Source organism: Priestia koreensis, from assembly GCF_022646885.1.
Taxonomy (GTDB): domain Bacteria; phylum Bacillota; class Bacilli; order Bacillales; family Bacillaceae_H; genus Bacillus_AG; species Bacillus_AG koreensis_A.
The window spans coordinates 4,220,441-4,246,567 of record NZ_CP061868.1 but is presented as its reverse complement, the minus strand read 5'-3'; the positions used below and the strand labels follow the sequence as shown (position 1 = coordinate 4,246,567).

30 protein-coding genes and 2 pseudogenes are annotated in these 26,127 nt (G+C 38.1%); all 32 read left to right on the top strand.

Annotation, left to right across the window (positions count from 1 at the left end; genetic code table 11):
* The first annotated feature begins 33 nt into the window (after window positions 1–33).
* The 32 genes and pseudogenes from IE339_RS22310 to hpf all read left to right on the top strand — a co-directional run bounded on the left by IE339_RS22310 (window position 34) and on the right by hpf (window position 25,795).
* Window positions 34–1,509: an ATP-dependent helicase ComFA gene (locus IE339_RS22310; protein WP_277933929.1), complete on the top strand. Its 1,476-nt coding sequence runs from the start codon at window positions 34–36 to the stop codon at window positions 1,507–1,509.
* Entirely contained in the window at window positions 1,502–2,200 is a 699-nt protein-coding gene (locus IE339_RS22305) for a ComF family protein (RefSeq protein ID WP_242176282.1), read from the top strand. Before IE339_RS22310 ends, IE339_RS22305 begins: the two co-directional genes overlap by 8 nt.
* Before the next feature lie 81 nt (window positions 2,201–2,281).
* Window positions 2,282–2,698, top strand: a complete 417-nt coding sequence (locus IE339_RS22300; protein WP_242171846.1) for a TIGR03826 family flagellar region protein — start codon at window positions 2,282–2,284, stop codon at window positions 2,696–2,698.
* Between the two features lie 255 nt (window positions 2,699–2,953).
* A complete protein-coding gene (gene flgM / locus IE339_RS22295) occupies window positions 2,954–3,214 on the top strand; it encodes a flagellar biosynthesis anti-sigma factor FlgM (RefSeq protein ID WP_242171844.1) in 261 nt (86 codons plus the stop codon).
* Between the two features lie 17 nt (window positions 3,215–3,231).
* The gene (locus tag IE339_RS22290; protein WP_242171840.1) at window positions 3,232–3,714 is read left to right on the top strand and encodes a flagellar protein FlgN; all 483 of its coding nucleotides are present in this window, start codon (window positions 3,232–3,234) and stop codon (window positions 3,712–3,714) included.
* A 20-nt stretch (window positions 3,715–3,734) separates the two neighbouring features.
* The gene (flgK, locus tag IE339_RS22285) at window positions 3,735–5,345 is read left to right on the top strand and encodes a flagellar hook-associated protein FlgK (RefSeq protein ID WP_242171837.1); all 1,611 of its coding nucleotides are present in this window, start codon (window positions 3,735–3,737) and stop codon (window positions 5,343–5,345) included.
* A 9-nt stretch (window positions 5,346–5,354) separates the two neighbouring features.
* A complete protein-coding gene (flgL, locus tag IE339_RS22280; RefSeq protein ID WP_242171834.1) occupies window positions 5,355–6,254 on the top strand; it encodes a flagellar hook-associated protein FlgL in 900 nt (299 codons plus the stop codon).
* Window positions 6,255–6,498: 244 nt separating this feature from the next.
* On the top strand, window positions 6,499–7,089 hold the full coding sequence (locus IE339_RS22275) for a DUF6470 family protein (protein ID WP_242171831.1): 591 nt from the start codon (window positions 6,499–6,501) through the stop codon (window positions 7,087–7,089).
* 12 nt (window positions 7,090–7,101) lie between these two features.
* Window positions 7,102–7,536 carry a flagellar assembly protein FliW gene (gene fliW, locus IE339_RS22270; protein ID WP_242171828.1) on the top strand — a complete coding sequence of 145 codons (435 nt, stop codon included), beginning with the start codon at window positions 7,102–7,104 and terminating at the stop codon, window positions 7,534–7,536.
* 14 nt (window positions 7,537–7,550) lie between these two features.
* Entirely contained in the window at window positions 7,551–7,766 is a 216-nt protein-coding gene (gene csrA, locus IE339_RS22265; protein ID WP_242171823.1) for a carbon storage regulator CsrA, read from the top strand.
* 147 nt (window positions 7,767–7,913) lie between these two features.
* Window positions 7,914–8,729, top strand: coding sequence for a flagellin Hag (gene hag / locus IE339_RS22260; protein WP_242171818.1), 816 nt, complete (start codon window positions 7,914–7,916; stop codon window positions 8,727–8,729).
* Between the two features lie 87 nt (window positions 8,730–8,816).
* Entirely contained in the window at window positions 8,817–10,616 is a 1,800-nt protein-coding gene (locus tag IE339_RS22255; RefSeq protein WP_242171815.1) for a motility associated factor glycosyltransferase family protein, read from the top strand.
* Window positions 10,617–10,973 carry a DUF8042 domain-containing protein gene (locus IE339_RS22250; protein ID WP_242171812.1) on the top strand — a complete coding sequence of 119 codons (357 nt, stop codon included), beginning with the start codon at window positions 10,617–10,619 and terminating at the stop codon, window positions 10,971–10,973. It begins immediately after the preceding gene.
* Between the two features lie 2 nt (window positions 10,974–10,975).
* A complete protein-coding gene (locus tag IE339_RS22245) occupies window positions 10,976–12,214 on the top strand; it encodes a motility associated factor glycosyltransferase family protein (RefSeq protein ID WP_242171810.1) in 1,239 nt (412 codons plus the stop codon).
* 237 nt (window positions 12,215–12,451) lie between these two features.
* Window positions 12,452–13,450 carry a UDP-N-acetylglucosamine 4,6-dehydratase (inverting) gene (gene pseB / locus IE339_RS22240; RefSeq protein ID WP_242171809.1) on the top strand — a complete coding sequence of 333 codons (999 nt, stop codon included), beginning with the start codon at window positions 12,452–12,454 and terminating at the stop codon, window positions 13,448–13,450.
* Between the two features lie 5 nt (window positions 13,451–13,455).
* The gene (gene pseC / locus IE339_RS22235) at window positions 13,456–14,631 is read left to right on the top strand and encodes a UDP-4-amino-4,6-dideoxy-N-acetyl-beta-L-altrosamine transaminase (protein WP_242171807.1); all 1,176 of its coding nucleotides are present in this window, start codon (window positions 13,456–13,458) and stop codon (window positions 14,629–14,631) included.
* Between the two features lie 12 nt (window positions 14,632–14,643).
* Window positions 14,644–15,375, top strand: a complete 732-nt coding sequence (locus IE339_RS22230; protein ID WP_242171794.1) for a cytidylyltransferase domain-containing protein — start codon at window positions 14,644–14,646, stop codon at window positions 15,373–15,375.
* Window positions 15,376–15,394: 19 nt separating this feature from the next.
* Window positions 15,395–15,952, top strand: coding sequence for a UDP-4-amino-4,6-dideoxy-N-acetyl-beta-L-altrosamine N-acetyltransferase (gene pseH / locus IE339_RS22225; RefSeq protein ID WP_242171767.1), 558 nt, complete (start codon window positions 15,395–15,397; stop codon window positions 15,950–15,952).
* A 26-nt stretch (window positions 15,953–15,978) separates the two neighbouring features.
* Entirely contained in the window at window positions 15,979–17,079 is a 1,101-nt protein-coding gene (gene pseG / locus IE339_RS22220) for a UDP-2,4-diacetamido-2,4,6-trideoxy-beta-L-altropyranose hydrolase (protein WP_242171755.1), read from the top strand.
* Complete coding sequence (gene pseH / locus IE339_RS22215; RefSeq protein WP_242171750.1) at window positions 17,063–17,620, top strand: UDP-4-amino-4,6-dideoxy-N-acetyl-beta-L-altrosamine N-acetyltransferase; 558 nt, start codon at window positions 17,063–17,065, stop codon at window positions 17,618–17,620. The genes pseG and pseH (IE339_RS22215) overlap by 17 nt, the downstream gene beginning before the upstream one ends.
* On the top strand, window positions 17,617–18,669 hold the full coding sequence (gene pseI, locus IE339_RS22210) for a pseudaminic acid synthase (protein ID WP_242171735.1): 1,053 nt from the start codon (window positions 17,617–17,619) through the stop codon (window positions 18,667–18,669). The genes pseH (IE339_RS22215) and pseI overlap by 4 nt, the downstream gene beginning before the upstream one ends.
* Before the next feature lie 437 nt (window positions 18,670–19,106).
* Window positions 19,107–19,217, top strand: a pseudogene (locus tag IE339_RS24840) (hypothetical protein); the annotation flags it as partial.
* Window positions 19,186–19,284, top strand: a pseudogene (locus tag IE339_RS24835) (pentapeptide repeat-containing protein); the annotation flags it as partial. The pseudogenes IE339_RS24840 and IE339_RS24835, both read left to right, overlap by 32 nt.
* 80 nt (window positions 19,285–19,364) lie before the next feature.
* Window positions 19,365–19,484: a pentapeptide repeat-containing protein gene (locus IE339_RS24830; protein ID WP_397428631.1), complete on the top strand. Its 120-nt coding sequence runs from the start codon at window positions 19,365–19,367 to the stop codon at window positions 19,482–19,484.
* 248 nt (window positions 19,485–19,732) lie between these two features.
* Entirely contained in the window at window positions 19,733–19,894 is a 162-nt protein-coding gene (locus tag IE339_RS22200; protein WP_242171724.1) for a carbon storage regulator, read from the top strand.
* A gap of 161 nt (window positions 19,895–20,055) precedes the next feature.
* Window positions 20,056–21,732, top strand: a complete 1,677-nt coding sequence (locus IE339_RS24720) for a flagellin N-terminal helical domain-containing protein (protein ID WP_277933928.1) — start codon at window positions 20,056–20,058, stop codon at window positions 21,730–21,732.
* 229 nt (window positions 21,733–21,961) lie between these two features.
* Window positions 21,962–22,306 carry a flagellar protein FlaG gene (gene flaG / locus IE339_RS22185; RefSeq protein ID WP_242171709.1) on the top strand — a complete coding sequence of 115 codons (345 nt, stop codon included), beginning with the start codon at window positions 21,962–21,964 and terminating at the stop codon, window positions 22,304–22,306.
* Between the two features lie 14 nt (window positions 22,307–22,320).
* Window positions 22,321–23,817, top strand: coding sequence for a flagellar hook-associated protein 2 (locus tag IE339_RS22180; protein ID WP_242171699.1), 1,497 nt, complete (start codon window positions 22,321–22,323; stop codon window positions 23,815–23,817).
* A gap of 20 nt (window positions 23,818–23,837) precedes the next feature.
* Complete coding sequence (gene fliS / locus IE339_RS22175) at window positions 23,838–24,239, top strand: flagellar export chaperone FliS (RefSeq protein ID WP_242171695.1); 402 nt, start codon at window positions 23,838–23,840, stop codon at window positions 24,237–24,239.
* Between the two features lie 83 nt (window positions 24,240–24,322).
* The gene (locus tag IE339_RS22170; RefSeq protein WP_242171684.1) at window positions 24,323–24,679 is read left to right on the top strand and encodes a flagellar protein FliT; all 357 of its coding nucleotides are present in this window, start codon (window positions 24,323–24,325) and stop codon (window positions 24,677–24,679) included.
* 9 nt (window positions 24,680–24,688) lie between these two features.
* Window positions 24,689–25,072 carry a DUF8042 domain-containing protein gene (locus IE339_RS22165; protein ID WP_242171681.1) on the top strand — a complete coding sequence of 128 codons (384 nt, stop codon included), beginning with the start codon at window positions 24,689–24,691 and terminating at the stop codon, window positions 25,070–25,072.
* Between the two features lie 168 nt (window positions 25,073–25,240).
* Window positions 25,241–25,795, top strand: coding sequence for a ribosome hibernation-promoting factor, HPF/YfiA family (gene hpf / locus IE339_RS22160; protein ID WP_242171677.1), 555 nt, complete (start codon window positions 25,241–25,243; stop codon window positions 25,793–25,795).
* The last annotated feature ends 332 nt before the right edge of the window (window positions 25,796–26,127 follow it).

The window sequence follows — 26,127 nt, the reverse complement described above, 5'->3', positions numbered from 1 at the left end:
GAAGCGAACGACAATTAAAAGGAGTGATGCTTTATGCGATTCGCACTTGTAAACGATGAGCTTATACCCGAACCACTCGCTGAACAGCAGTCTACGCTTCGACCCATTTCACAAATTCCCCATTGGAACACCCCAGCTTATAATCCTCATTTTTCATACTCACCTGAGCTTCAACACATTCTTGTTGGCAAGCAGCTTTTACTTGAAGAACTATCCTTTTCTACGAATCAACTACATGAACACTACCAAAACGGATGCATATTCTATCGTAAGGGGATTGCAAATGGTAGGTGTGAGCGCTGTGGGAATAGTAGCTCCTTTGGGCAGTTTCCGTGTGCGAGGTGCAAAGAAGATTGCCGTTATTGCAGGCTATGCCTAATGATGGGAAGAGTAAGTGAATGCACGCCGCTTGTTAGCTGGTCAGGACCATTACCAGCAGCACAGACACCTCCTGTAATGACGTGGTCCGGCACATTATCTCCACCACAGCAGGACGCCTCACAGCGAGTTATAAAAAGCATAAACAAGCGCGAGGAGCTGCTCGTTTGGGCGGTGTGCGGGGCAGGGAAAACGGAGGTGCTGTTTCCAGGAATTGAAGCGGCTTTAAAGCAAAACTTGCGCGTATGCCTCGCAAGTCCACGAACAGATGTCATCATTGAACTAAAGCCTCGCTTACAGGCTGCCTTTTCACAAACCAATGTCATTGCCCTCTACGGAGGTAGTCCAGATCGCTCAAAAACCGCTCCCCTTGTGTTATCCACCACTCACCAATTACTTCGATACTATAAAAGCTTTGATCTGATTATTTTAGATGAAGTCGATGCCTTTCCTTATACAACAGAACCCATGCTTCATTATGCGGTAAAGCAGGCGAGAAAGGACGATTCAGCGCTTGTGTATTTAACAGCCACTCCGAGTCTTCTTTGGCAAAAGGAAGTAGAACGAGGCAAACGGAATGCGGTTATGATCCCGTCGCGCTATCACCGTCACGCCATCCCGGTTCCCACCTTTCAGTGGTGCGGCAACTGGCGAAAAGCACTGAAGAAAAAGAGGCTTGTCCCGGTGCTTGTAAAATGGCTGCAACAGCGAATAGATGAACAAAAACAGGTGTTTCTTTTTCTTCCCCAAATTGACCTTATGGAGACCGTTGTTGCGTGTATTAAAACCTTCTGCTCGTCTGTTGAAGGCGTTCATTCCGAGGACCCAAATCGTAAAGAGAAGGTGGCTCGTTTTCGAAAAGGCGACATTCTTATTCTTGTAACGACGACGATCCTCGAGCGGGGAGTCACCGTTCCAAACATCGACGTTGCCGTATTAGGAGCTGAGGACGCTATTTTTACCGAAAGCGCACTCATACAAATTGCCGGACGTGTGGGACGAAGCGCCTCGTTTCCAACAGGTACGATTACATTTTTTCATTACGGAAAAACGATGGAAATGAAGCGAGCCGTTCACCATATCGGAGCGATGAATAAGCTTGCGAAAGGACGTGGACTAATTGATGACTAGCTGCCTTATCTGTCACGACGTCATGCGCAATGTGCCAACGTGGCGCTTTCTCATTCAGCAAGCAGAAAATGAACAGATATGTGCGGACTGCACGGAGAAATTTGAGCTTATTAGTGGTGATACGTGTAGATGCGGACGATCACTTTTTCTTTTAGAAGCCGTGTACCAAGAAAACGGTCAGTGTCTAGACTGCAAGCGCTGGGAGGAAGGGGGAGATGCTCTGACGAAAAACGTGTCTCTTTATACGTACAATGAATGGATGAAGGACGTTATCGCAACCTTCAAATTTCGCGGTGATTATAAGCTTCGGGAGGCGTTTCGCGTAAAATGGATAAACGTGTATCAGCAATCATTTTTACCTTCTCATCTTGTCGTTCCCATCCCATTAAGCGCAAAACGATTATACGAACGAGGCTTTAATCAGGCAGAGGCGTTAGGAGAGATGTTAGGAATCAAGACGAAAAACGTGTTAACCCGTCTTCATAGTGAAAAGCAGTCGAAGCGGTCTAGAAATCAACGCCTGCAAAGTGAGCAAATTTTCTCGGTGCTCACTCCTGGAGCGGTACAAGGAATGTCCATTGTATTGATTGATGACATTTATACGACGGGGACGACGGTAAGGCTTGCGGCGCGGAGCTTACTTGAGGCTGGGGCAACAGAAGTAGCATCTTATACGCTTGCTCGCGGTTAGAAAATCTTTTTATAAAATGCTAAAGGAACAAGGCCAAAGGAACGATATAAAAAGGAGACGAGGAGAAAGGGAGAACGATTTATGAGTGAAGTTGCGAACTGCCCATCATGTAACCAGTTATTTATGAAGACTGCCTTTCGCAGTATGTGTGATTCGTGTCGCAAGGAAGAGGACCGTCAGTTTGATCTTGTGTATAGCTTTATGCGCAAGCGCGAAAACCGGATGGCGACCTCACGCCAAATCACGGATGCGACAGGAGTAACAGAGGAAATGATTTTTCGTTTTGTGAAACAAGGAAGACTGCAAATCACGAAGTTTCCGAATCTTGGCTACCCGTGTGATCAGTGTGGCGCATTAATTTCACAAGGGAAAATCTGTGACCGCTGCCGGAATAGTCTACAACGCGATTTAACATCTCTAGAGGATCAAGAAAAAAAAGAAGAATCACGACGCTCCAATCGAGGCGCTTATCATACGAAAAATTTTAACGAGTCATAAAATACGAGAAAGTAGAGGAGGGAGATAAAACGATTTACTTGGAATAAAATAGGGTATTAGCATTTCTAGATCGCTAGACCTGTATCCTTAGATAGAAAGAAGAAAATATAAGCAGGATAAAGGAAATAAGCGGTCGACGTATAATACACTATTAATAGGTGCAACGGCTTATCTTTGGCTCGATTTGTTAACTTTATGTGAAGATAACCGATATTATAGACAAGTAAATCGAAACGGAAAAACGAGGTGAAAGGAATGAAGATTAATCCATTAGGAACATCAGGTATTAATCCATATAAAAAGCAAATTGACAAATTAGCACAAATTGAGAAAGCAGCAGGTAAGCGAGATGAAGTGCAAATTTCAACTCAGGCAAAAGAGCTGCAGCAAACAAATCAAGTCGTTACGGAGCGCCAGAAAAAAATTGATGAATTAAAGCAACAAATCCAAAACGGCACGTATCAAATTGATGCGAAGAAAATCGCAAAAGGATTAGTTGATTTTTATAAAAAGTAAAAGTGAGCTGACAACGTATGGTTCAAATGCTAAGCACCATTTTAGAAAAAGAGCTTCTCTGTCATAAAAGCCTTTTGTCGCTTGCAGAACGGAAAACAGAGATCATTAAAAAGAATGATATTCAGTCGTTAAACGACATCATGACACAGGAACAGGCACATATTGCTGCAATTAATCAGTTAGAGCAAACAAGACAGCAGATGGTACGACAAGCTCTGGCAAACAGCAGTAACGATGCGCCTGTTTTGTCTGATGTGATCAATCGTGCAGATGAGCCTGAAAAAAGTAAGCTGCAATCTCTGCAAACGCAGCTTTTAACGGTCATGACGGATTTGAAGCACCGAAATCATCTCAATCAGCAGATGGTTTATCAATCGCTGCAATTTATTAACGTTTCACTGGATCTTGTGCAGCCACAGCAGCCGAGCCTGAACTACAGCAAGAAAAGCGTGCAGCAAAATGCGACGTACAATCGATCCATGTTTAATTCAAAAGCCTAACGAGAAATGGAGGAATCATCATGACTTCAACCTTTCATGGTCTGGAAGTAGCGAAGCGGGGCATGAGCACACAGCAAGCCGCTCTTTACACAACAGGACAAAACATCGCCAATGCAAACACCCCAGGATATAGCCGCCAGCGCGTCAACTTCGAACAAACAGAACCATACCCAGCCCCATCCATGAACCGCCCCGAAATTCCAGGCCAGATGGGTACCGGCGTAAAAGCAGGCAGCATCCAGCGCGTCCGCGAAAACTTCTTAGACCTTCAGTATCGTGATGAACAGAATAAGGTGGGGTATTGGAGCGCTCGTTCTGATGCCTTAACGAAAATGGAGGATATTTTAAAGGAGCCTTCAGATAGCGGATTAGCGAAAACGATGGATGATTTCTGGAAAGGACTGCAAACGCTAAGCACAAATCCAGAAAACTCCGGGGCTCGTTCGGTCGTTTTATCAAACGGAAAAGCCGTGACCGAAACGTTTCATTATTTGAATGACTCTCTTACTGCCTTACAAAAAGATCTTTCAAATCAAACAAGCGTAACGGTTAAAGAGGTCAATTCACTTGCACAGCAAATTGCGTCCATTAATAAGCAAATTAGTGAAATTGAACCGCATGGCTATTTGCCAAATGACCTGTATGATGAACGCGATCGTTTAGTAGATCAGCTAACAGAGCTTGTAAACGTAAAGGTTGAGATGACGCCATCAACGACAGGGACAAGTAATGCACTAAAGATTGCTGAGGGAATCGCTAATATTAAGCTAGTTGGTGCAGATGGTCAGGAACTAAAGGATGGAAGCGGAAATCCAATCTATTTAGTAAAAGGTGATCAGCCAAGTACGGTTTCCTTTACAGGAGGGTCTAGCTCAACTGGTGGTAGCGTTTTAGACGTTCCGCCTGAAGACGGGGTAACAGATATGGTGATTACCGATTCCACAGGCGCAACTTCTACCATTTCTTTTAAAGATGACTTAGGTTCAGGAAAGCTACGTGGTTTAATTGAGAGCTTTGGTTATAAAGAAAAAGATGCAGCTACAGGTAATTACGGTGAAACAAAAGGAATTTACCCTGAAATGCTTGATAAATTAGATCAACTAGCGTATACGTTTGCGACGATGTTTAATGATGTTCATAAACAAGGATATCAGTTGAACAGTGATCAACAGGGACAGGATTTCTTCTCAGGGCTAGGAGCTGATTATCATGGTGCGGCAAAAGGAATTGATGTGGCGCTAACGGATGGCTCACAAATTGCTGCTTCCACAGAGAAAAATACGGCTGGGAACGGGTTGAACGCTATTAAATTAGCTGGTGTACGGAGCATAAGCTTAACGAGCACAAGTCCTACACCGATTAAGACGGGAACGGTTTCTTCCTTTTATGAAGCAATGATCGGTCAGCTAGGTGTAGAAGGACAGCAAGCAAGCCGTATGCTAGGGAATGCAGATACGCTTCGTCAATCGGTTGACGGTCGACGTCAGTCTGTGAGTGCTGTATCACTTGATGAAGAAATGACGAATATGATTCAGTTCCAGCATGCATATAACGCGGCGGCACGAAACATTACGGTCGTGGATGAAATGTTAGATAAAATTATTAATGGTATGGGACTAGTTGGAAGGTAGGTGTAGACAATGCGCATAACACAAGGAATGCTTTCTACCAATATGCTTCGTAACTTAAGCACAAGCTATGAGCGCATGGGAAAATACCAGGATCAGCTTTCGACTGGGAAGAAAATCAACCGCCCGTCTGAAGATCCTGTTATCGCAATGAAAGGTATTTCATATCGAAGAGACCTTTCCCAAACAGAACAATACAAAGCAAACTTTTCGGAAGCATACAATTGGATTGAAAACTCTGATGCTGCGCTAGACAAGGCGACGCAAGCAATGCAACGTATTCGTGAACTTGTTGTGCAGGCGAGTAATGATACGTACGATACGTCTCAACGAGGAAGTATCGCTACGGAAATCGATCAGTTAAAAGAGCATTTAATTACAATTGCAAACACCCAGGTCGGGGATAAATATATTTTTAACGGAACAAAAACCCTAGATGCACCGATCGGAGCGGACGACAAGCCAAATTCTACAAGTGGTACGGAAGTACAGATTGAACTTTCAAAGGGAATTTACATGCCAGTGAGTATTAAAACGGATGCGGTTTTTACGTATGATGCGGCAAATCCTGAAAAAGGTCTTTTTAGTACGTTAGAAAAACTAAGTGCAGATCTAAAGGATAGCACGAAAACAAACACAGATATTAATAAGTATTTAGGTGCATTAGATACACATATTAATAGTATGTTGAATACTCGTGCCGAGCTCGGCGCGCGCCAAAATCGGATTGAGATGATGGAGGATCGTGTGGATGAGCAGGAAGTGATCGCTCAGCGCATCGTGTCTGATAATGAGGATGCCGATATTGAGCGTGTGATTACGGATTTGAAGACGCAAGAGAGCGTGCACCGTGCTGCTTTAGGGGTAGGGTCACGAATTATCCAACCAACCCTAATGGACTTCCTAAGGTAATATCGATGCTAGAAGACACCCCCTCACTAAAGTGCAGTGAGGGGGTGTCTTCTAGACCTAAGCGGAAGTGGTCCCCCTTTCGGAGTTGACCACTTCCGCCTCGGTAAACCTCTTCCTTTGGGTGAGTTCAGGGAGTCTGTTTTTGCGGTGGTGGTGAGCAGACCCCTTTATGAAGTTTGTAGCTTGTATGGAGAGATATTTTAGATAGAAGCAACTATTTATTATATAGAGGGGAGTGGTAGTGATGATTTTTCCTCAGATTCGGTTAGATTCGACTCGGGGGCAGATTGGGTTGCAGATTAATCAGCCGGTGCAGGAGATCGAGCAGCCACAGGCTGATCTTTCAATTGAGCAACCTGCCGCAGAGATGACCATTGAGCGTCGGCCTTCAAAGCTGACGATTGATCAGACGAGAGCGCGTGAGGATGTTGATTTGAAAAGCATTAGAAGGCGAATTGAAGAGGCTGCTGATCTTGGTAAGCAGGATTTGCTGGATGGGATTGCGCGGGTATCAAGTCAGGGGGATCAGTTGATGCAGATAGAGGACGGTGGAAACGCAATTCCTGATATTGCAGAAGCGAACGGACTGCCTCCTTTTTATGAGTTTAATATTGGCTTTATTCCATCTGCTGGCAGTGTAGAAATTGGCTATGATCCTGGTGATGTAACTATTCAGTGGCAAACACATAAGCCAAATATTCAGGTAAATATAAATAAACCAATTCATCATTACACTCCTGGTATAACAACGGTTAGTATGAAGCAGTATCCAAATGTAAAGGTCGACTTTGAAAATTTGTATTATAAAGGTATTAACTACGAACAAAAAATATAAGGTTGTGACAGAATGACAATAGAAACAAAGTATCATGGAAAAATAGAAATTGACCAACATAAAGTTATTACATTCGCACAGGGCATTCCAGGGTTTGAAGAGGAAAAATCATTCGTCCTCCTTTCGCTAAATGAAGACGAGGTGTTTTATGCCCTGCAGTCAACGGAGAGCGCAGGGCTTGCGTTTATTGTGGTCAACCCGTTTCATTTTGTAAAAGAATATGATTTCACGATCGATGAAAACTATTTAGTGCAACTCGATATTAAAGAGGAAAAAGAAGTAGAAGTATATTCAATTTTAACAGTAAAAGATAATTTTGAGGACACGACCGCAAATCTTCAAGCACCGATTATTTTGAATACAAGAAACAAGCAGGGAAAACAAATTATCTTAATGAATACCAACTATCAAACAAAACATCCGCTATTCAAAACAAATGCGAAATAAAGGAGGAGAGGGTGGTGCTCGTACTTACAAGAAAGCTTAACGAATCAATCAAAATTGGTGATGATATTGAAATCACAGTGCTTGCGGTTGGTGATCAAGTAAAGATAGGAATCAACGCACCAAAGCACATCGAAATTCACCGAAAAGAAATCTTTGACCTCATTCAGCAGGAAAATAAGCAGGCAGCAGAAGGTTCCATTGACTTCTTGAAAAATTTCAAAAAAGAATAGCTTCTTCTATTAAAGGTTTGTAGAAACGGGTCGATATTAATAGTGTCAACCAGCTGATCCAAAGGCGGCCGACTTTTGAGCAAGCTGGTTTCCAATTCAAAATCCACAAGGATGTGGATAACAAACCTTTCAAGGAGGATTTTTATAATGAGAATTAATCACAATATCGCGGCTCTTAACACTTACCGCCAATTAAACAGTGCTACTAGTGCACAATCAAGTTCAATGGAGAAATTATCTTCAGGTCTTCGTATTAACCGTGCTGGTGACGATGCTGCAGGTCTTTCTATTTCTGAAAAAATGCGTGGTCAAATCCGTGGATTGGACCAAGCTTCTAAAAATGCACAAGACGGTATTTCTTTAATTCAAACGGCTGAAGGTGCTTTAAGCGAAACACACTCTATCCTTCAACGTATGCGTGAATTAGCAGTACAAGGTTCAAACGATACAAACGTTACTAAAGATCGTGATGCTATTTCTGAAGAACTTACACAGTTAAAAACAGAAATTTCTCGAATTGCAAATGAAACAGAATTCAATACACAGAAATTAATCAAGTCTACTGGAACTTATAATTTCCAAGTGGGTGCAAATTCAGGACAAACAATTAGTTTGCAAATTAAAACAATGACAGCAACTGCTTTAAGTTTAACAACTGCTAATATTAAAGTAGATACTACTACTAATGCAAATAACTCAATTACAAAAATCAATGATGCAATTGAGACTGTTTCAAAAGAACGTTCTAAGCTAGGTGCTTATCAAAACCGTTTAGAACATACTATTAACAACTTAAATACTGGTTCAGAGAATTTAACTGCTGCTGAATCTCGTATTAGAGATGTTGATATGGCTAAGGAAATGATGAATCAAACGAAAAATTCTATTCTTTCTCAAGCTGCTCAAGCTATGCTTGCTCAAGCTAACCAACAGCCACAAGGCGTATTACAATTACTTCGTTAATCGCATTTAATAATTTTGATACGGAAGGCTCTAACTTTAGAGTCTTCTTTTTACTATAATTCTACTTGAAATATGGAGTGACTCACTATGCTGCTTGACGAGCAACAAGCATTAAAAGAAGAAATCTTAACTCAATGCAATATAGAACTTAATAGTAACAAGGAAATGGTACTGCAGTTAAATGGATTTTATACCTCTAGTAAATATAATCCTATCAAAGAAGCTCAACGCATAGCAGAGAGTAACTATAAAAAGCATTACTGTCATATTGTTATTGGTATAGGTACAGGATATATTATAGAAGAATTCTATAATAAAATGTGTGACCATGAACATTTGGTCGTCATTGAATTGAACAAAGAAGTTCTTGATCAAGTAGTAAAACATAGAGAAATGAATTTTTTATACGAAGATGCTCGAGTAAGCGTCATAGATCAGTTAAATATAGAAGAATTTACAGAATTGATGGAGAGTTACGCTTCAAGTTTTAAGAACAGAATACAAGTAATTGTGAATCCTAACTATGGAAATATTTATCCGCTAAATACTAGCAAAATACTGGAGGTAATAAAAAGATCTTTATTGCTACAAGTAGTAAATAAAAACACTATGGAATTCTTCTCTCATGATTGGCAGAAAAATTATACAGCTAATCTATACAATGCTTTTGATGCAATACCATTTTCTAGGTTAGATAAGTCACTAAGTTGTCCAATTGTCCTTGTTTCAGGTGGCCCATCTTTAAATAAGCAAATTCATTTCTTAAAGGAACTTCAGGAGCGAGCATTTATATTGTGTGCAGGTACAACAATTAACACTTTACTAAAACATGGTATTGAACCAAACGCAGTTGTAACAATTGACGGAGGAGAAGTTAATTTTCAACACTTTGAGGGCATTAATATCAACTCCATCCCGTTATTATATTCCATGAAGGTACACCATGCCATTCCTAATCAACACCAAGGAATTCAAATTGTATTTAACGTTTTGGGTGAAAATCTTGTCAACGAATTAACGGATCGAATTGTCAATAGAGATATTGGCAGCGTGTTTCCTGGATTCTCTGTAGCTAATAGTGCCCTAGATGTTGCCTTTCAATTAACATCTGGTCCAATTGCACTAATTGGTCAGGATTTGGCTTATACAAATAACCAATCCCATGCCGAAGGAAACAAAAATCAAAGAGTTATAGATGAAAAATATATCAAAGAAAGAAGAATGTTTGAAGTAGAGGGTTATTATGGAGATATGGTATTAACAGATTCTCCTCTAAATGGTATGAACAGATCCTTCGTGCACTATTTAAATTATATTAAACCGGAAAACCGTATTAATCGAATTTTTAACTGCACAGAGGGCGGAGCTATGATTAGAGGTATGGAAAACATGCCTTTTGAGAGATTTATAGATAAATACTGCGAGCTAAACGTTCCCTTTGAGGAACTAAATAAACTTAAAACGTTAAAGCAAGAAAGAAATAAAGAAGAGTGGATGCAATTTTATAAAATTCTCGAAGCAGAAAACAGTAAAAACGATAAACTTATAGAGATTACTATGAAAGCTAAAGAAGTTATAGCAAAGATGCATGAGAACGAATTAAGATGGACCACTGATATTATTAGTAAGTTGGAACATATAGACAGAGAGTTAAAAGAAACGTTAGAAACGGAATTTTTATATTTTTTATATCAACCTATTATTTATGCAATTAATAATAGCTACTTAGAAGAGGATAATGAGACGCAAAATCAGATAGAGAAAAGAATCTACTTAAAATCAAAAGCTCTATATGAAGGTCTTTATACTTGTTCTTTATATGCTAAAGAGTGGTTAGATTTATTACTATCAAAAATATCTTTCAAAATAAAAGGGGAAAGCGATTAAATGGAATTAGAAACTTTAATAAAAGATAATGTTGATTTTCTGAAGGATTACTTACCAAAAATTACTTATTTTATTGATTTGTTAGTAGATTTTCTTGCAAAAAACCAAGAAAGTGAGGCCTTTGAAATACTTCCTCAAATTATTGAAGGGTTGTCCTGGTCTATTAAGTCTATGAGTAGCTTAGAAAGAGTGGGGGAGATAGAGAATATTGAAATAGAAAAACTAAACGGCTTCTTAAACGAGATTAGGGGAGCAATGGAGACGAACGATTATGTATTAGTATCCGACTTATTTGAGTATGAAATTACTCCAATTGTGCAGCAGTGGATCGAAATGCTTAAAGAAAAGGCTGAGTAAAGGTGAGATTTTCTATTATTAAAACTAAAACCGCACCTACAGTTAAAGTAGAATCTGAAGCTTCTTCATTCTTTCTGCACAGTAGTTATGATCCGCTTAAGGAGGCACAAAAATGGGTCACTGAAAAGATGAAAAGTGGACATACTCTTTTGGTCATTGGCATGGGTGCTGGTTATCACGTAGAGGAACTATTAAATACTAATAATAGTGCTCAAATTATTGTTTATGAATTTAATGTTTCATATTACAAGTGGATTTTAAGTACAGGTTTGATTGAGGGTGTGATAAGAAATCCAAGAGTTAAATATAAATTATTAGAAAGTAAGGAAGACGTGAGGGAATTTTCAAGTCTTCTTAATAATCATATATACTTGTTACGGCCCTCTTTAAATATGGTTGAAGAAAAATACATGAAAATAATGAGAGAGATTCAATCATATTTAATAACGCAAGATACTATTGAAAATTATGCAGTTACGCTTGATGCAAATTTTTTGAAGAATGTAGCTTTGGGTGATCCCTTTTTCAAAGAATGTAATTTTTCCTTTAAAAAGAGAATGATATTAGTTTCAGCAGGTCCATCACTGTACAAGCAGTTAGATAATTTAAAAAAAGCTCAGAAAAGTGGGAGCTTCACTATAGGAGTAGTAGGTACAGCTTTTAGGCCTTTGCTAAAACACGGTCTTTATCCTGATTTTGTTATGGTTTCCGATCCTCTGGATAATATTATTGAGCAATTTGAAGATTTAAATAATGAAAACATTCCTCTATTCTATTTAAGTACTGCGAACAGCAAAGCAATCTTTAACTATCAAGGTCCTCGGTATATAGTATGGCAAAAAGGATACAAAAATGCTGAGCAAGAAGCTGCTATTAGAGGTCAAACTTTGATAGAAACAGGTGGATCAGTCGCTACTTGTTTATTAGACGTAATGATAACTATGGGAGCCGAGCAAGTAGCTTTAGTTGGTCAGGACCTTGCCTTTACAAATAATCAGAGTCATGTTGAAGGGGCTCATAGAACTAGAATCGTACATGAGACACCTAATTTACTAAAGGTAAGAAGTTTTGATGGAGTAAGTACCGTTTCAACTTCTCGAAATCTATTTACTTATTTAAGATGGTTTGAGGGGTATGCAGAGTCTAAAGTGAATATTGAGCTTTGGAACTGCACTGAAGGTGGAGCGTTTATTAGGGGATTTAAAAATTCTAAATTTAAGGATTTTTTGAAATTTAACTAAGGAAGTACTAAAAGATTTAATAAGTTAATTTTCATTTAAGCAGTAAATATATACACTAAAGTTTTATAGCAATTACGTTTTATAGATATTTCTTAGCTTATACTAAAATAATAAAATTGACTATTAAGGGTTAATCTACTCTCTTTATATAGATTTTTTATATCATGAAATTTTTAAAAAATAATTTAAGTTAATACAGCTTAATAAATTCAGTAAAAATAAAAGGAATGATCTGAAGTGAACTTACAAAATAAAGTAGTATTGATAACTGGCGGAACAGGATCATTTGGGAAAAAGTTTGTTTCCAAAGCGCTTAAAAGTGATGTTAAGAAAGTTATTGTCTTTAGTAGGGATGAATTGAAACAGTATGAAATGGCTCAGGAATTTAATGATCCACGTATAAGATATTTTATTGGAGACGTTCGTGATAAAGAAAGGCTTTATCGTGCGTTTGAAGGTGTAGACATAGTGATTCATGCTGCTGCAATGAAACATGTGGGAGCATGTGAATACAATCCTTTTGAAGCAGTAAAAACAAATATACACGGTGCTCAAAATATTATTGAAGCTGCTATTGATAGAGGGGTTCAAAGAGTAATTGCTTTAAGTACGGACAAGGCCGCAAGTCCAGTTAACCTATACGGTGCCACAAAATTAGCTTCTGATAAATTATTTGTAGCTGCCAATTCATATGTTGGGGATAAGGATACAAAATTTGCAGTTGTACGCTATGGTAATGTTGTTGGAAGTCGAGGCAGCGTAGTGCCTTTCTTTCAAAAAATGCGAGAAACCGGAGAGGTACCTATTACTGATGAGCGGATGACAAGGTTTTGGATTACCCTAGATCAAGGAGTGCAATTTGTAGTAGACAATCTAGAGCGCATGCATGGCGGGGAAATTTTTGTTCCTAAAATTCCAAGTATGCGAGTAGTTGATTTAGCTGAAGCTATTGCTCCAGAATGTAACATTAAATACGTAGGGATTCGCCCAGGAGAAAAGCTCCACGAAGCTATGATTACAGAAGATGATGCTAGAAGAACGTTGGAATTCGAAAGTTATTATGTAATACAGCCCGAGTTCCCTTGGTGGTCAGATGAAATAATGACTGATGGAAAGAAGTTATCTGATGGATTTAAGTACACAAGCGATCTCAATAGCGAATGGCTTACTGTAGAGGAATTGAGAGAGTTAGTAGAAGGAATAACCAAACAGTCTGCTACTTCATCAAGAGGATAAAGAATATGTCATTTGTTAAAATTCGAGAAAATTATCTTCCTTATGGAAAGCAGTCAATTGATGAATCAGATATCAACGCAGTAGTAGAAGTTCTTCGAGGTAATTATTTAACTACAGGTCCTTATATAGAAGAATTTGAGCATACAGTTGCGGATTACGTTGGCACTAAGTATGCAGTTTCCTTCTCAAATGGAACGGCTGCTTTGCATGGCGCATGCTATGCAGCAGGAATTAATGAAGGAGATGAGGTCATTACAACAGCTATGACATTTGCTGCGAGTGCTAACTGTGTACTATATCAGGGAGCAGTTCCTGTTTTTGCTGATATTGATGATCAAACATATAATATTGATCCTTTAGATATTGAAAAAAAAATTACTCCAAAGACTAAAGCCATTATTCCTGTGCATTTCACAGGTCAACCTGTAAATTTACAATCGATACATCAAATAGCAAAAGAGCATAACTTGATTGTGATTGAAGATGCAGCACATGCAATAGGTGCTACTTATCAGGGAAACAGAGTCGGAGCTTTAAGCGACATGACAATGTTTAGCTTTCATCCTGTCAAACACGTCACGACAGGTGAGGGTGGAATCATTACGACAAATAATAAGAGATACTATCAGAAATTAATCCAATTCCGTTCTCATGGTATTACTCGTGATCGAAAGTTATTGTCGAAAGATGAAGGACCTTGGTATTATGAAATGCAGTTTTTAGGTTATAACTATCGGATGACTGATATTCAAGCTGCTTTAGGAATTAGTCAAATGAAGAAACTAAATGAGTTCATAGAAAAAAGAAGACAGTATGTAACATTATATAATCAAGCATTCGAGTCTTTACCGGAAGTCATTCTACCTTTTCAGCATATTGATGGTAATTCTAGTTGGCATTTATATGTAATTCGTTTAAAAACAGACAGATTGTCTGGAACTCGAAAAGATATATTTGAAGCCCTTCAAAAACAGAATATAGGTGTAAATGTTCATTATTTGCCTGTATACTTGCATCCTTTTTATAAAGGGCTTGGTTATTCGAAAGGATTATGTCCTCAGGCTGAGAGTTTATATGAAGAAATGATTTCTTTACCTTTGTTTCCGGCAATGACAGAGAAAGACGTGCAAGATGTTATTAGGGCTGTTAAGCAATCTATTAACCATTATAGACAATCATAGGCGGGTGCTATTATGAAAATTATTGCTATTATCCAAGCACGTATGGGATCTACTCGTTTGCCAGGAAAAGTAATGAAGAAAGTAATGGGAAGGTCATTACTTGAACATCAAATTATTCGCGTGAAGCAATCAGCTTTTATAGATGAAATTGTAGTAGCCACAACTACAAAAAAACAAGATGATGTAATTGTAGAGGTTTGTGAAAAGATAGGAATTTCCTATTATAGGGGATCAGAACATGATGTATTAACTCGTTACTATGAGGCTGCGACTCAATATAAAGCAGATGTAGTCATTCGCTTGACATCAGATTGTCCTGTAATTCATCATGATGAAATTGACAAGGTCATTCAATGTTTTCTTGAAAAGAAACCAGATTACGCCTCCAATACAATTACTCGTACGTATCCAAGAGGGTTTGATACAGAAGTTTTTTCATATGATGTACTAAAAAAGGTGTTTGAACAAGCTATATCTCTACCTCACCGTGAACATGTCACATCTTACATTTATAGTCATCCAGAGCAGTTTTCTCTTTTGAGCGTAACAAATGAAGTAAATTACAGTCAGTATCGTCTGACCGTTGATACGCCTGAAGATTTTGATCTTATTAAAATAGTGATTCAGAACTTATACACAGATATTAGTCCCTTTCCCTTCCAGGAAATTATTAACTTACTTAGGGAAAATCCTGACTGGGCGGATATTAATAGTCATGTTGAGCAAAAGAAAATTATGATTTGAGGATAAGGCGGTAATCGTAATGGTAGTGAAGTTAAGAAAAATACAGGAAGAAGATCTTGAAATGATTATGGATTGGCGAATGTCTCCTGAAGTTACAAGGTATATGTATACGGACCCTATTTTAACAATTGAAAATCAGCAAAAATGGCTTAAGAAAATTTGTGAAAATAATAGTAACGAAAAATATTGGATTATAGAGATTGAAGATGGTGTCGACGTAGGAGTACTGAGCGTAAATAATATTGACTACAATCACAAACAGGCATCTTGGGCTTACTATATAGGTGATATTCGAGCAAGAGGTAAAGGTCTAGCTCGCATTTTGGAATGTAATATATATGATTATGTTTTTTTTGAGTTAAATATGAACAAGCTCTGGTGTGAAGTATTTGAATTTAATGAAAAAGTGATTGAAATCCATGAAAAATTCGGTTCTAGAATAGAAGGAAAACTTATGGACCATATTTTTAAAAATGGAGAATATTTTAATGTTATTCGGATGGGCATCACTAGACGTGAGTGGAATGCTAAAAGAGAATCATATTTATACAAGCCTCTAACTATAGAAACATATTAATTATTGAAAAGAGAAGGGCATTAGAAATGAAAGTAGGATTTCGTGTAGATAGCTCAATTGAAATTGGAACAGGACACGTAATGAGGTGTCTTACTCTAGCAAACCAATTAAAAACATTTAATATCCAATCTTTTTTTATTTGTCGGGATCTTGAGGGATCTGTACACTCATTAATTCAAGATGAAGGATTTAGTGTTTATCTTTTAAGAGCTAAAAGTTTAGGTGAAGGCGATTTAGAGTGGTATGAAAGAAAGTGGGAAATTGATGTTGAAGAAACAAGGTTAGTTTTAGAAAAAGAAAAACTCCATCTCCGCTTAGTTATTCTTGATCATTATGGTCTAGATGATAGGTGGGAATCCGTATTAAAAACCTCTGCACCAAAACTATTAGTAATTGATGACCTAGCAAATCGTAAGCATTACTGCGATTACCTGCTAGATCAAAACTATACTTCTTCTTATCAAAAGCGTTATGAGGGACTCATTCCTGACTTTTGTCAGCCCTTTTTAGGACCTGAATATATTTTACTTAGAGATGAATTTTTGAATACTGATTTTGATCGAAAGCAACACACGGGTAAAATAGAGAATATTTTAGTCTTCTTTGGAGGCACAGATCCTACTGGAGAAACCTTAAAAGCACTAAAAGCATTAAGTATATTTTCAGAAACGGTAAAGGTAAATATTAATGTTATTGTAGGATCTGCTAATCCAAGACAAAAGGAAATTGAACTTTACTGTAAATGTCGGGAAAATATGAATTATTACTGCCAAGTACAGAACATTTCTAAATTTATGGCTGATGCAGATTTATGTATAGGTGCAGGTGGGACCACAACCTGGGAACGTTGTTACCTAGGCTTGCCTTCTATAATAATAGCTGTAGCTGATAATCAAATCCAATCGACAAAAGCTGTCAGTGAAAAAGGGGCTATTTACTATCTAGGATATTATACCGATGTAAAAACAGATCACATTTTAAATGCACTTTTGGAATTAAACAGTGATAGAAAAAAGCTTCAGAAGATGGCTGAAGCCGCTAGTATTTTGGTAGATCGAGTTTATGTTAATAGTAAACCGTTAGCAACTGTCATATCGGAGGCTGTACAATATGACAATATTAAATGAATTTTCCTTAGAGGATTTACAGACCTGTCATCTTTCTTTGATTTGGAAGTGGCGAAACCAAGAACACATTCGCAGTATGATGTATAACTCTAATTTCATTTCTTGGTCAGAGCATATTCAGTGGTATGAGGCTTACCAATTACAGAGCAAATCTATAGTGAAAATTTTTACCTTTAAAGGAAAACCTTTAGGCATGGTTTCAATAAATCAAATAAATGATAACGATAGATCTTGTTATTGGGGTTTTTATATTGGCGAAAAAGACTCTCCAAAAGGATTAGGAATCTTTATGGGATATCTAGGGTTAGATTTTATTTTTGATGTTCTAAAACTTCAGGTTGTATACGGAGAAGTAATTACATTTAATGAAAAAAGTAGATTATTTCATCAAAAGCTAGGTTTTTCCTTGGAAAAACATATAGAGAAAAGTTTAACAGAAAGAAATGAGGTGGTTAATATTTTTCTCATGGCCATTACCAAAGATGAGTGGGCTAAAAGAAAAGAACCATTACAACAGAAAATGAAAGGGATAGAGATATGAATGAATTTATGGTACAAGGGAAAATGATCGGTGAGGGTCATGAACCTTTTATTATTGCAGAAATGTCCGGAAATCATAATCAGTCGTTGGAAAGGGCTCTAGAAATTGTAGAAGCTGCAGCAAAAGCTGGAGCTCATGCGTTAAAAATCCAAACTTATACCGCAGATACTATGACGTTAAATATGGATAATGATGATTTTAAAATAGAAGACGCAGACAGTTTGTGGAAAGGTAACACCCTCTATCAATTGTATCAACAGGCGTACACGCCATGGGAATGGCATCAACCTATATTTGATCGATGTAGGGATTTGGGTTTGATACCATTTAGTACGCCTTTTGACGAAACAGCGGTTGATTTTTTAGAAGAATTAAATGTTCCTATGTATAAGATTGCCTCTTTTGAGAATAATGACTTACCTCTTATTCGTAAAGTTGCGTCTACGGGTAAACCCATGATTATTTCTACGGGCATGGCTACGTTATCAGAATTAGATGAAACTGTTAGGACAGCTAGGGAAGCAGGATGTAAGCATTTGGTCTTGTTAAAATGTACTAGTACGTATCCAGCAACACCTGAAAATACTAATATTTCTACAATTCCGCATATGAGAGCATTATTTGGATGCCAAGTAGGGTTATCCGACCATACAATGGGTACAGGAGTAGCTATTGCAAGTGTTGCGTTAGGAGCTACTGTTATTGAGAAGCATTTTACTCTTAGAAGAGCGGATGGTGGAGTGGATTCTGCTTTTTCTATGGAGCCAGAAGAACTAACAATGTTAGTATCAGAAACAAATAAAGCATTACAAGCATTAGGAACTGTTACGTATGGACCAACAGAGAAAGAAAAAGATTCTTTAAAATTTAGAAGGTCCATATATGTGACTAGAGATATAAAATCCGGAGAGAGGTTTACTAAAGAAAATATCAGAGTAATTCGGCCAGGAAATGGTCTAAAACCAAAGTATTATGAACAAGTTTTAGAAGCAAAAGCAAAGCAGGATATAAATGCGGGAACACCTTTAAGTTGGGGAAATTTCTTATAAGAATGTCAGTTTTATAAAAAACTTCATTTTTCACAGGCACGTCCTTTTGATGAATACGTTATGTTAATCGTTTACTATACGCTCAAAAAGCTCCAGCTTATTAGCTCCACAGCTTCAAGAAAAGGGATAATAAAAGGAGGGGGCGTCAAGGACGTGCAGTCCTTTTTGAAAACGGTAGAACACGACGGTGAGTGATTTACAAAAGGTACGTAAGCTTTCACACTGTAATGGCTATGATACGTTTTCCGAGACGGCTATTTTAACTCAAAACTAAAAAGGCAAACCCTGTAACGGGTTTGTCTTTTTCTATACATCATTGTCTTACACGAATCTTTGTTTATCCGTTTATACTAAACAGATGATCATTTCCTTTATTAGCACATCTTTTTTTCGATGGAGAATTTGCCAAAGCTGATTTTAGAAGTTGTAATTTAGAACATATTTATATGGTTGATTGTCGGATGTATAATGCTAATTTTTCAAAAGATATTCTACAATGGGACGTTTCACCGTGCGATCTTCAAGCATATCGATGCGGAGCAAGCTGATTTTAGCGGAGTCGACTTTAGCGACGCTCATTTAAGTGAGAATAAGTTTGAAAAAGCTCATTTTTATAATGCTAATTTGTTGAACGTTCATGCAGAAAAGCAAATTTTACAAACGGTGAGTTTTCAGGAGCGAATCTATCAGGTGGTATTTTTAGTGGTGCTGATTTTACAGGTGCAAACCTTGAAAATAAAGTTTGGAGAGGCGCAATGATTGATGGTGCGATCTTTGATGGGAGAGTGAAGGACAAGATACAATCTCTACTTTAATGACTGATAGTCATCACTAGATATTTCTGTTACGTAAACCATTTAGAAGTATAAACGAAAGCATTTTATTCTTTTTAAAGAATCAAAAGTGCTTTTTTGTTTATAGAGAAAATAGATGATTTTCCGCAAAACTACTAATCGCAAATTGCTTCCATTTGCATACTATAAACTACAAGTAATAAGTACTATTTAGTCCTCATATATTGTTCTTTGTAGCTGAGTTAAAAGGAGGAGTTCCTCTGTTAGTAGTGGGTCGTAAGCCAGGAGAGTATGTGGTCATTGATGACTGCATCATTGTAAAAGTGGTCAAGAGTGATAGCGGACAGCTCAGATTAGCAATTGAAGCGCCAAAGGATATTTCCATCGTGCGCGGAGAAATCTACGAAAAACGCGATTCCTCCTCTTCATAAGACACTCATGGACGAGTGAATGATTGTACCTAAAATATTTTTTAGGTACACCATTCAGTCGTCTTTTTTATTGGTGCAATCCTTTCCAGTAAAGAAGAGACGCCACTTTACATTAGGTGAAAACGGAAGTTCACCTTATATTCCAGGGAGGAAAAAACACCATGAGAATTAACCACAATATCGCGGCGTTAAACACGTACCGCCAATTATCAACGGCTGCAGGTGCACAGTCCAAATCAATGGAGAAATTAGCATCTGGCCTTCGTATTAACCGTGCTGGAGACGATGCAGCAGGTCTAGCCATTTCTGAAAAAATGCGTGCTCAAGTACGTGGATTAGACCAAGCTTCTCGTAACGCACAAGATGGTATTTCCATGATTCAAACAGCTGAAGGTGGTTTAAACGAAGTACACTCAATCCTACAGCGTATGCGTGAGCTATCTGACCAATCCGCTAACGGAACGAATACAACGGAAGACCGCAAAGCCCTTCAAGATGAAATCAAACAATTAAAAGAAGAAATTGATCGTATTGGAAACACAACTGAATTCAATACGCAAAAATTATTAGACGGAACACAAAAGAGCGCAGGATCTGTTGTGGGATCTAACTCTACAATCAGCTCTGTTGTCGCTAAGCTAGCCGCTGGTAAAATGACAGCTGCCCAAAACTTAGCTGCTGATAACTCTACGTTAACATTTGGAAAAGACACGTTTGAAATTGATGGTCATCATATTGATGTAGACTGGGGTACACTGTTAACTCAAGCTCAAAAAGACAGCTTAAAGCGTGACATGAGCAGTGATTCTACGGCTACACAAGAAGCAACTGCTGACCTTTTAACAAACACGTTAAACACAGCAATTGACAACTACAATGCAACAAACGCTGCTGGTGCAACTGTTCAGCACGTTAACGGTTACCTTTCTTCAGGTAAAATCGTGTTAGAAAGCGGAAGCAAGGGAACAAGCTCTGGCGTATCTTTATTCACAAGCAGCGCCGCAACTGGCGTTGGTGCACTTGTTCTTTCTAATACAGCTGGGGATATTTCCGGAGGAGCTGGTACGTACGCAGCGAACTTAGGAACAAGCACGTACAACGGTTCAACTGTTGCGAACGCCACAAAATTTGACTTCACCATTAACGGCATTAACATTCAAACAGCCGCTACTGGTGCAGCGATCACTAACGGTACTACTTCTATGAGCGCTGCTGCTTCTACGCTACAAACAGCAATTAATGCTGGTATTACGTCATACAACACGACTCAAGGTAAAACAGCTGGCCAAGAAGGGTTCCTACAAGCTGTTGCAGTTACGGTAACAGAAGATGGTCGCTTCAAAATTTCAAGCGAGAGCGGAACAGTTTCCTTCTGGGATCGTGACGGTCAAACAACGGTTAAAGACCTTGGATTAGATCAAGCTTCTACTTCAGCTAGTGGAAACGGCGGCTTAACGTTCCAAATTGGTTCTAACCGTGGTCAAACGATTAACTTTGGAATTAGCGATATGCGTACTGCAGCATTAGGGTTATCTGGGCTGGATATCTCTACGTCAGCAGGTGCTTCTGCTGGTTTAACATCTTTAGACACAGCAATTAAAAACGTATCTTCCGAGCGTGCTAAATTAGGAGCCGTTCAAAATCGTTTAGAGCACACCATCAATAACTTAAACACATCCTCTGAAAACTTAACGGCTGCGGAATCTCGTATTCGTGACGTTGATATGGCAAAAGAAATGATGGAACAAACCAAAAACTCAATTCTTTCCCAAGCCGCACAAGCAATGCTTGCTCAAGCAAACCAACAACCTCAAGGTGTACTTCAATTATTACGTTAATCGTATAAAGTTTTTATGGGAAGAGAAGCTGTTTTTTAGCTTCTCTTTTACCTTCTGAATGAAAAGTTTAATAAGATTTTATATGGATTAAACTATATAAAATTCATCATGAGTTATTAAATAATAAATTTTGGGTTTTTATTCCTTTTTTTAAAAGTGTTTTTGCTAAACGTCTTTTCCTTTTTACCGATATATATGGTAAATCTGTTGTTTGGTGGAGGAATATAGTGTGATAGATAAAACCACTTCATCAGCATCTAAGTATCTCATCCAAGACACTAAAATAAATAGAGATAAAGAGTTACAAAAAGATCATAAAACTCAAGAATTGCTTGAAGATAAACAACCTTCTAAAAAGAAATTAAGTGAAGTAATAGAAGCAATGAACAACTTTGTGCAACCTACTCATACTTCCTTAAAGTTTGAACTGCATGAAGAATCTAAAGAGTATTACGTTAAGGTTATTGACGACAAAACAAAAGAAGTTTTGCGTGAAATTCCATCTAAAAAGATGTTGGATATGCACGCTGAAATGACAAAGTTTTTAGGAATCCTTTTTGATAAGAAAATTTAAAGGTGGTGGAGCGCATGGTAACACGTATTAGTGGATTAGCGAGCGGCATGGATATTGATCAAATGGTCAGTGATATGATGAAAGCTCAAAAAGTACCTCTAGATAAAATGAAGCAACAGAAACAGTGGACCGAGTGGCAACGTGATTCATATCGAGACATAAATACAAAGCTAAATGAACTACTGACAATGGCGAAAGATATGAATTATCAAAAAACCTACGTGTCTAAGAAAACAACAAGTTCCAACGATGGGGCTGTAACAGCTACAGCTTCTCCGAACTCCGCTAGTGGGACGTATTCTATTGAAGTAAAACAGTTAGCTGCTTCTGAAATGCAAACTAGTAAATCTTTGGATAATACTTTCGATCCTACTAAAACGTTGAGTAGTCAATTTAGCAGTGTACAAACTGTTGATTTTACGATTAGTACTTTTAACGAAAAAGGCGAAGCAATCAGCAAGCGTATTACTGCAGATGGCGATACGGAGAGCTTAAATGACGTAATTAACAAAATTAATGAAGCAAACTTGGGTGTGAGAGCTTTTTATGATTCGTCTTCTAAACAATTTGTAATGGAGAGAACTATTACAGGTAAGTTCAATGGCTCCGGCAATGAAATTAGTATTAATGAAACCAGTGGAACTTTGTTTGGTGCAGGATTACAGATGACTGTTCCAAAAAAGGCACAAAATGCAGAATTTACTTATAATGGGGGCTTAACGATTAATTCTCCCTCAAATAGTTACACGCTAAATAATATACAATTGAATCTCAAGAGTGTTACAACTAAGCCAGAAACTATTACTGTACAAACTGATACGGATTCTACATTTGATAGTATTGTTAAATTTGTTAATAAATATAATGAAGTAATTGAAGCTATCAATGGAAAGTTGGAAGAAAAACGGTATCGAGATTATGTGCCTCTTTCTGATGAGCAAAAAAAAGATATGAAAGATAAAGATATTGAACTTTGGGAAGAAAAGGCGAAAAGTGGTCTGCTTCGAGGAGATTCTTCCCTATCATCTGGAATAAACACGATGCGTACAGACTTTTATACGCCACTTGCAGGGGCTCTTCAAGGCTTTTCACAACTAAGTGATTTAGGGATCACAACATCTTCAAATTACCTTGATAAAGGGAAGCTCATCATTAACGATGAATCAAAGCTTCGCAGTAAAATCGCAGAAAATCCAAATGCTGTAGCACAACTTTTTAATGCTGATGGCGATAAGAAAACGAAAAGCACGATGGGAATTGCGGATCGTCTTGTTCAAACGATTACAAGTACAATTGGAAAAGTGGAAGAAAAAGCAGGGAAAACATCATGGACGAACCAAAAGTTCTCCCTCGGTCGAACGCTTGACACGATGAACAAACAAATCGATAGCTTCCAGGATCGCCTTACACAAATGGAAAATCGATACTATAGTCAGTTTACGGCAATGGAAAAGGCAATCCAAAGAGCCAATCAACAAAGCGCTTATATTACGCAGCAATTTAGCGGTTAAAAAACGGAGGTATACTCAAAATGGCAGTGAATAATCCTTATCAGGCATATCAGCAAAACAGTGTGAATACGGCCTCACCGGGAGAGTTAACGCTTATGCTTTATAACGGCTGCTTGAAGTTTATTAAATTAGGCAAGCAGGCGATTGAGCAAAAGGATATTGAAGCAAAAAATACGAATTTATTGAAGGCACAGAAAATTATCCAAGAGTTTATGGTGACGCTGAACACTGATGTCACAATTAGTGGAGATATGATGGTGATGTATGATTATATGAATCGCCGCCTGATGGAAGCCAATATGAAAAATGATGTGGCAATTTTAGAAGAAGTAGAGGGCTACGTAACCGAGTTTCGTGATACGTGGAAGCAGGTTATTCAGCTTAATCGCCAACAAACCCATAGACAGGGTGGTCAGGCATAACGGAAAATGAATAGGACTTGACCCAGAGGTGGTCAAGTCCTATTCGCTTTTATAAAACAACGACAGAAAGAGTAGTGGTGGAAATGAGTTCTTCACTTGATAATTTGTACGACCTGACGAAATCGTTATACGATCATCTTCATACGCCTGTTATGGAACCAGAGCGAGAAGGGTATATTGAAAAGATTGATGGATTGCTTGATCAACGAGAAGAAATCCTATCAGCGATTCAGCCTCCGAATACAGCAGATGAAAAAGAACGAGCGCTACGTATTATGAAGATGAATGAAGTAATAGATGAAAAGCTTAAAGCGGTAAAGCATGCTATAATGGGAGATATTCGGGGGCTTCGTATGAAAAAGAAGCAGGCAAATCACTACGCCAACCCATATGCCAATTTGTCCTTAATGGACGGAACGTTTTATGATAAAAAGAAATGAGGAACACAGATGAAATTAGCAGATAGCCAAGTACGTGCGGTGAAAGAATATTTAGCTCTTTTAGAGACGGTCGAAGAAGGCTTTGATTATGTTGAAGAAAGTTTTGTCGACTATGAAAAAACAGAAGGAGATGTCGTGTTAAGCGACATCATCACAGCGTTTATGGAGCTTGAAGAGACACACGTGCGCTTCCGTGATCTTTTCGCGAAAGATCCAGCTCTAGTCGAGAGCTTCAACGAATTTAAAGACGTGCTGATCGAGTGCCTAAAGCTTGAAGATAAAATGGAAGATCAAAATGCCAAACAGCAGATCGTGAAAGAATCACTCTCACCCGTTTATCGTGCTTGGATGAAAGGTGTCTATGAGCCGCTCTCACAGCACCTCGTTCACTAAGATTTTCGTGCCTTTTCCCTTACGGAGAAGGCATTTTTTATGTTTTTATTCATACACTTTGATTAAGTTAACTAAATATTCAATAAATTTTGTGGTTTAAGGAGGGAATATGTCGGGTAATGTAGAAATGTAACAGTATACCTTGGATGATAAAGGAGGAGTCCATTTATGTTATATAACATTCGTGGCGAAAATATTGAAGTAACTCCAGCAATTAAGGACTATGTAGAGAAAAAGATTAGCAAACTCGAACGATACTTTAACGACACTCCAAAATCTGAAGTATATGTCAATTTGAAAGTCTATAACAACGACCAAAAAATTGAAGTAACAATTCCAATGAGTGATTTAGTGTTACGTGCCGAAGAAACAAATACCGATTTATATGCAGCCATCGATTTGGTCGTAGATAAATTAGAGAGACAAATTCGTAAGCATAAAACAAAACTAAATCGCCGCGTTCGCGAAAAAGGCGGCGCTAAGCACGTATTTGCAAACTTAGAAGGCGAAGCGACGGCAGTGGCAGTCCAAGAGGACGAGGACGATCTTGAATTAGTTCGTAACAAGCGATTCGACCTGAAGCCAATGGACAGTGAAGAAGCCATTTTACAAATGAATATGCTTGGTCATAGCTTCTTTGTATTTACGAATGCAGAGACAAATTCAACGAACGTTGTGTATCGTCGTAAAGATGGTCGCTACGGTTTAATTGAACCTAACTAACTGAATATAAAAATGCACGGTAGGAAGCGTAGCCAATTTGGCTACGCTTTTTGCCTTTTCTGACAAATAAAATGGGGGAAAATTGTATAAAGTGCTGAGTTGTTATAATATAGAAGGTATGAATATCATGTTATTCTAGTTCAAAATGTATTACAATAATATGTATCGAGCTAGAAGAAAAATAAGTGCAGGAAATATGCCTCTAGTCCTAAGGAAATGATCGGTAGTTGAGATAGGTTCGTTCATAAAAAATGATCCAACGATCTTCCCTATACGTTGAGACAAAAGAGAGGATGATCATCGTAAAAACAGGCGATGAAGACAGACGAATT